The organism is Rhodococcus sp. T9N, from assembly GCF_024436645.1.
Classification (GTDB): domain Bacteria; phylum Actinomycetota; class Actinomycetes; order Mycobacteriales; family Mycobacteriaceae; genus Rhodococcus_F; species Rhodococcus_F qingshengii.
In genome coordinates, this window is record NZ_JAMSKS010000085.1 from 1 (window position 1) to 7093 (window position 7093).

The 7093-nt window shown below is 59.7% G+C and carries 6 protein-coding genes; 3 read left to right on the forward strand and 3 right to left on the reverse strand.

All coding sequences use genetic code 11. The features are described 5' to 3' along the window. Positions 1 to 202: 202 nt before the first annotated feature. Both M1L53_RS34245 and M1L53_RS34250 read left to right on the forward strand, forming a co-directional pair. Positions 203 to 982, forward strand: a complete 780-nt coding sequence (locus tag M1L53_RS34245) for a hypothetical protein (protein ID WP_142006782.1) — start codon at positions 203 to 205, stop codon at positions 980 to 982. Next, complete coding sequence (locus M1L53_RS34250) at positions 979 to 1401, forward strand: hypothetical protein (protein ID WP_030537273.1); 423 nt, start codon at positions 979 to 981, stop codon at positions 1399 to 1401. The genes M1L53_RS34245 and M1L53_RS34250 overlap by 4 nt, the downstream gene beginning before the upstream one ends. On the opposite strand, the gene M1L53_RS34255 is transcribed toward M1L53_RS34250, so the two are convergent. Genes M1L53_RS34255 through M1L53_RS34265 form a run of 3 tightly spaced genes read right to left on the reverse strand, consistent with a single transcriptional unit; the run spans position 1388 to position 4370 of the window. After that, on the reverse strand, positions 1388 to 2743 hold the full coding sequence (locus M1L53_RS34255) for a cytochrome P450 (protein WP_142006783.1): 1356 nt from the start codon (positions 2741 to 2743) through the stop codon (positions 1388 to 1390). The two genes, M1L53_RS34250 and M1L53_RS34255, sit on opposite strands and share 14 nt — an antisense overlap. A gap of 20 nt (positions 2744 to 2763) precedes the next feature. Further along, a complete protein-coding gene (locus M1L53_RS34260; protein ID WP_073513114.1) occupies positions 2764 to 3870 on the reverse strand; it encodes a DUF6545 domain-containing protein in 1107 nt (368 codons plus the stop codon). Further along, positions 3867 to 4370, reverse strand: coding sequence for an ImmA/IrrE family metallo-endopeptidase (locus M1L53_RS34265; protein ID WP_030537276.1), 504 nt, complete (start codon positions 4368 to 4370; stop codon positions 3867 to 3869). Before M1L53_RS34265 ends, M1L53_RS34260 begins: the two co-directional genes overlap by 4 nt. An 872-nt stretch (positions 4371 to 5242) precedes the next feature. Between M1L53_RS34265 and M1L53_RS34270 the strand changes: the two genes are divergently transcribed. Beyond that, positions 5243 to 7015 (forward strand): AsnC family protein, encoded by a 1773-nt coding sequence (locus M1L53_RS34270; RefSeq protein ID WP_261949424.1) that lies wholly within the window; start codon positions 5243 to 5245, stop codon positions 7013 to 7015. Positions 7016 to 7093: the final 78 nt, after the last annotated feature.

Genomic DNA, 7093 nt, shown 5'->3' on the forward strand with positions numbered 1-7093 from the left:
GAGTTACGGCAGATAGTACGCTACTATCTGCCGTAAATCCTTAGCGCCGGATTTCGAGAATCTGCTCCCCGACCCCCGTCTCTTGCCTACGACGCACCCGGTACGGTCAAATCCCGAATCGGTGTTCGCCAATACATGGCAAACTATATACTGAGTCGAAGCAAAAACCAAGCAAAAAGAGCACGAAGGTGAGTGATGGGAGGTGACCGTAGCGGTGCTGCCGTTTGAGCGCGAAACCCCAGCTAGTTCCCTGTCCCGTGATGTGTTCCTGGAACATGTCGCCGGTAAGGTGTTGACAATGAGTGAGCTTCGGCAGCGTTTTGCGCGCATAGTCTCGGAGCGTCGGGCTTGGCTCAACTTGACCTTGGATCAACTACAGGCCGCCGGCGGTCCGTCAGATGTGACAACGGGCAAAATTGAGCGAGCGCAGGTCGAACAACCGAGTGTCAATACGTTCAAGAAACTGGATGCAGGATTGCGGTGGACAGAAGGGTCCGCCGCACGAGCTTTCATCGGGGACAACCCAGTTCCACTAGAAGATGTCCCGGGATCAAGGCCGGTGGCACGCGTTGTCGACGCGAACGAAGACTCCGTGACGCTGCCTTTGAGCGTCGTCATCTCGATCTCCGAGATCGCCAAGCGCTACGAGAAGCTATACGAATCAACGACGGACGTAACGACAGCTGACAAACTGCGATCTATCAACAGTGAGTTGGATCTTGTCGTCGACCGGATACTGCGAGCTTGGCTCATTGCCCAGGTCGAGTCCAAGACAGCGCCGCCAGGGCCAATTCAGGTAGAGCCGATGGTCGAAATGCTAATTGGCGACTATCTCAACCGAGCGGCAGAGCCACCCACCGCACAAGATGCGCGAGAACTTCAGTACCTGCGATGGCTAACCGGACATGCCGGGGACATCGATGAAGCGACCGAGCAATCCTTTATCGCCCAGTGGCAATCACGTCAGGAGAAGACTCGATGAAGCACCTAGCACCGACAACAGCACAGAAGCTTGCTCGGCTCCTGGACTTCTATCACCACCGTGACGAGCCCGCCTTGACGTTGCAGGCGCTGGCAACAGTCGTCGGGCAGAAGGTCAAGGAGATCGTTCCCCTTGAGCTACTCGAAGGCGTTCAGAGTGGCGAAATCGAGAACCTGCCCGTACCCGTGGCAGACGCAATTTGCGACACGATCGGTGTCGACCGGGAATACCTGCGCTTGAGCGGCGACATCGACATCGACATCGACCAGCGCCTACGTCTTTGGATTCTCATCCGCGACCGCGGGCTGAATCACTTCGCTGCCCGCAGTGCTGACCTGACACGAGCAGACTTCGAAGAACTGATCGCGCAGGTCAGCACCATGACCGCCGCTCCGGCGACCGCAGTCAACGAGGCGTAAAACTCAACTTCAGGTTCTTCGGCCGAAGAGTCAAGGTTTCTTCGACTTCGAGCTCATAGCCCGGTTCCGCTGTTACAGAGAACTGGGTCAGAACAGTCGCGATCGCCAGCGCCATCTCGTGCAAAGCGAATTGGCGACCGATACATGATCGGATGCCAGTTCCGAACGGCTTGAAAAGTTCTGGCGCTCTGCCTCGGGCATTTTCGGGGCTGAACCGATCTGGATTGAACTGGTCAGCGTCTTCACCCCACGCCTTCTTATCCCGTTGAACGGCCAGGAGCAGGACAAATGCCCACTCACCTTCCGCGAAGGCATACTCCCCGACCGTGGTGTCCCGCTTCGCAGCGCGAAAGAATCCCGGTGCCGCTGGCCAGATCCTCATCGCTTCCGAGATGACTTGGCGTGTGTAGCGAAGCCGCGCAACATCCTCGTACTTCGGGACACTCTCACCGAATACCTGCGACGCTTCGGCGCGAACTTTCTCCGCGACATCAGGATGCTGGGCCAGGAAGTGAAATGCGAAGCTCAGCGAGTTCACCGAGGTCTCATGACCGGCGATCAGGAACGTCAACACCTGATTTCGGATGTTCTCCGGATCGAGCGTCACATCCCCCTCGGGATGCAACATCCGATCCAGCAGATCGTTGCGGCGCTCCCCCGTTCGCTGCCGCTCAGCAATCACTCCGTCCACAGTCTCGACGAGGAGCGCCCGATCAGCAGTGTTCTGCTTCTCCTCGGTGCGACGAAGCAACTTGCCGATGAATGGAATCGGTATCCCGCTCTTTTGGGCGTACGTGAGCGACCGCGTCAACGCTGCAACGAACGGATGGTCCGAGTGGTGGAACGAATCGAACGAGTAGCCGAAACCGCACCGTCCGATGACTTCCAGCGTCAGTCCTCCCATTGCGTCAACGACCGGAACCGGTGCCCCCTCCTGAGACGAGAGATGGGCACAGAGTTCGTCAGTGACAGCGACCATCGTGTCGTGGTAACTGACCATCGACTCCTTTGTGAAGGCCGGCATCAGAACGTCGTGGGCCTTCGACCAATTCGACTCCCAGCTGTAGGCCGTGAACAGGCCGTCACCGATCAGAGGGCGCAGTTGCTCAAGCGGCCGGCCGACGAACTTTTCCCACGTCGACTCGTCGAATATCTCAGCGGCGAGATCCGGCGAACCGACAAAGGTCAGGTCGGTACCGAGAATCGATCGCCGATAAATCGGTCCAAGCTCCTCGAACCGAACGAGCGTGGTCTGGTTGGGAGTCTCCGGATCGATTCCGAAAACATCCCCCAGAATTGGCACCCGACGAGGCGGGTGCGGGATCGTCGTCGTACTGGGCATACAGGTCCCCTCCAGTTGTCTTACATTCGAGCCCATGCATCCGCGATACGGAGCATTTCCTCTTCGTCGACCAGCCACTCCGGCGGAGCCACTGGCGCACGGTCACTATCACCGGCTTTGTACAGACGCATCGCGTCAGCTATGGCTTGAACCCGGTCCTCCGTCGCGGCGTCTCCAGATAGAGCCTCAGGGCTCATATACGGCAGGACGAGGAACAGAGCGTCCTCGCACTCGATCAACATCCGGTGCTCAAGTTCGATGCTGCTGTGGAACACTCCGACGCTCTCGACGGACACCTTGGGTTCCATGGTCACGAGGTCGTTCCACATGTCCTCCAGACGCCGGACTGCTCGTGACGAGGAATCCGAACGCAGGCGAACTTTGGCCTCTGCGATGGCAGGGATTGCCAGCACGATCGCCATCGATGTCGCAGCTGGCAAAAACAGGATGTCGTTGGACTGGGATCGCAGCTCAGTGAGCGCGTTGTGCCAGTTCAGTGACAGCATGATGCCATTCGCCATCCGTGAAAGGTGGTCGTAGAGCGAGACGGTGCAAGCAGCGATCACGATAACGAGCCAGCCGCGAAGGGAACGCGTGGACTCGGGACGGCGATAGAGCCGTACACACCATTTCACGACTGCGAACAACGCCAACGGCATCGGCGCCGAGTAGATGATCATGTAGACAGCGGTCCGCCAAGAGTGAAGCTCTTCGACTGCAATGCCTTGGGCGCGAGCTGGGGCACTGAGGAACCCCAGGACGACGGCCGCCACCAGACCGGCGCAATAGAGCCGGATGACAGTACGCGTCTGTACTGGTCGAAGGCTCCATGAACGTACGACGAGATACACCGCGACCGAAGAAGCGATCACCGATGCGTGGGTGACGAGCCGGATATCCGACAACGTCAGGTCACTGTGGGAAATGACCGCCTTCTGAAACCAAGACTCGCGCAGGACGGCCGCACAGAGCCACCAAATCAGAATTTGGGTCACGCTCCGGTCGAGTTGACGTTTCGACACCAGCAGTACCCGCGCGACGATGATTATCGCGAGGATCGTGATCATCGGAAGCGTCATCCAGTACGGCATTGACGCTGTGGCCTCGCGACTGAGCTGCGCGCTCACGCCTCAGGTCCGAAGGTGCCGGCGATGCGATGCAGCGCCCCGAGGCTGGAATCGTCGACCGGGCCTCTACTACGGATCGCCAACTGCGTTCCGACGACCTCGGCTTCTTTTTCCGTAGGCGTGTCGAAAGTGTCACGCCGCATCATCCACTCAATGGATCTGACATCGATCCCCTGGGTCAGGACGCTTTCGGTCGGGCAGAACGGCTCACCCTCGTGCTGGCAGAGAATGTGCGCACATTCGTGGAATATCTGCTGCCGCTGATGCCGTACGGAGTGGTCCAGGTCGTATTTGATGATGAGTCGCTCAGGTGAGCCCAGCAGTAGTCCACATCGGCCCCCGGACTCCGTACGTGGGCCACTCCACGGCGAGAGCACGACTTCACTCTGGGCGTGCTCGGACATCCAGTCCAGAAACTCGCCCACTGTCCACGGCGCGCTGAGAGGGATTTGCGACAACACGTCCTGGACGCGCCCCCTGCGCGTGAATTGTGAAAACACATCCACCACCTCCAATAGCTGGCCCTTTCCCGCTGCCAAGCCAAGACCACAGCTTAAACCCGGACAAAATGAACCGGTCACCCAAAGCCGTGAAGCAAAGACACAGACAAACTAAAGCCAAATCCTGTGCAAGAATGGCGATAGCTGGTTCCGCTCGCTACTCCCGATCCGGACCCGGTCGCAAACTTGAGGCCAAAGGGCCGTAAGCAGGCTGCCCACACTCTCATGCTTCGAGCAGGGTGAGTAGTCCCTAACGTCCCGAACTACCCCAGGTGAGCTACGGAATATTGGACAGCTTTGGCGTGTCGCAACCACTCCGGAACCTGAACCTGGTCCAGGATGAGGGGGCGTCCACCAACGAAGAGACAGGAGACTGCGATGGCAAATCCAAGCAAAGGGCCCCGTGGCCGGCTCGGTCGTGTCCCCGCTGTGGTTTACAGAGACCTGGAGCAGCGTGCATTAGACGCTGGCGCAAGCTCTGTCAGCCAGTACGTCTCCGACCTGCTGTGCCTGCACACCGGCCATAAGGAACTCGTTCGTGAACTAGATCAGGGGGTGTTGCCACTCTCCGCATAAAGCGACCGTGAGCGGACCTGACCAAAGTCTGACTCACCGACCGCCACATCCCCTGTGGTGCCGCTAATCAGCTGAGAATTGAAAAACCCCCGGCGGGTAGGCCGAGGGTTCATCGAAGTTGGTGAGATTCGAGTTACCAGCTCGTTTCTCAGCGGTACTGCTATTCCCCGAAGGGACTTGTCTTGCCAGACATGTCTCAGGGTAGCTCATGCCCTGATGAAATTTCTACGATCAATCTGCGTGTCGTCGATCATGAGGATCCACTCCTCACAGACCTGTATGCGACTGCAATGTGGATGTCGCCGCGGACCCGCATCCGGGTCGACCCGACCAGCACCCACGACTACAGCGCAACAGTGCTCGCCCCGACGGCTCCGCCGAATGTTCCATGGGCGCTTCACCTGACCGATTCGGACCATCAATACAAACTGCTGGCATTCGATTTCGATACCGGAGCGCACGGTCCGGAGGTGGCACTAGCAGACGCAGACCGTCTCGCACACGAGCTGACCGAACTCGGAGTACGACACCTTCGCGTCGCGTCAGGACCGACTGGCGGACAGCATCTCTGGGTCGCTCTCAGTGACGCGGCTGAACCCGCTGCCGTTAAAGGGCTCGCTCATGCGCTGGCTCCTTACTACCCCAGTCTCGACGTCAGCCCGCTGTGTAACCCCACTACAGGTGCAGTACGAGGACCAGGTGCTCCACACCGAGCTGGAGGGCACGCACTCCCGAGTCTGCGCGGCCGCCCGCTCACGTCGTCGCTCGCCGCCCTGCGTAAGGGGACGTCCTCTGAGGTGGTGGGGTGGCTTCTGGCACGTCACCCGTACACCACTCCCCTATCTGAAGCGGGCACTCGGTCGACGCCGGTTCGGGTGATCCAGACCGTGGATGGTCCTCGTCTGGATCGTCCGAAACGTCCGCTGTCAGCGCGGACGAAGCTCCTCATGGCGACCCCACTCAGCGAGGGGTGTGACCGTAGTGCGGTCGCGTTCAGCATCCTTCTCGGGATGGCAGGTGCCGGGCGCTCCCTCAGAGACGTTGAGTCTGCACTGACTGCACCAGGGCTGATTCGCCTCCACGAAGACAAAACCACCGGTCATGCCTTCACCCTCGCCAAGCAGTGGGAACGCGCAATCTCCGCAGCTGCGGTCTTCGCTCCTGCAGTAGATGAAAACGTGAGAAGACCGGACGAGCTTGACGCTGAGTTGGACACGATCACTGAGTGCTTGTGCAAAGCGTCCGCGAAGTTTGCACGGCCAGGTGGCCCGAGCGACGAACGGATACTCCATGCGCTAGTTCAGCTCGCTCGCACTGCTCGGACCACCACCCTGGACATCGACTGCCGGCGACTAGCGCGGGCCACTGGTCTGGACGCTTCGACCGTCTCCAGAAGGTTAAGGGCGCTTGAGGCGTCCGCGTGGATCAGTCAGGTCCAGGCGGGGTCGGGAACCGCCGGTGCAACATGGAAACTGAATCAACCGCCCACTGAGTACTGCACAGGTGCAACACAAGTGATTCACGCCCCGGCTCCCGCACTGTCCGAAGCTCTCCTGACCCACCACGCTCACGACCTCTGGACCCCCGCACCCGGACTAGGGCCGGCCTATGCCCGGATTCACCTGCACCTGATTTCCGGGATTCAAGATGACAGCGAGCTTGCGGCGACAACCGGCTACTCGCTCAGGACGGTGGCGTCGGCGAAACGTGTGTTCCAGCGTTTGCGCCTTCTCCCGACAACACGATCCACAGACCAGACCCGTCGACTCCAACTTCACACGGCAGCGCAGCAAATCGGCGTTTCGGGGGTCCTAGCCGCCAGGGCTTTACGTCATGTGACGGAGCGTGAGCTGTTCGCCTGGTGGACAGCCGAGCTGGAGTGGCGTCGTCGACCAGGTAAGAAACGTAGCGGCCCCCGAAGGCACGCCTTCGATGCGATTGCCCTGCCGATTGAAGCATCACCGCGAGCGAGGTACGGCCGCTTCCCCACCATTGGCGGCCGCGCCGACTACGCGACCGCACGGCGGATCGTGACCAACTACAGGTCTCCGCGAATCCTTGCAGCCTGACGGCTTCGGACCGACGCGATTGCTGGCACTGTGTCTGCACACACAAAACATCAAATGAGTGTTTGCGTGTTTGAGTGT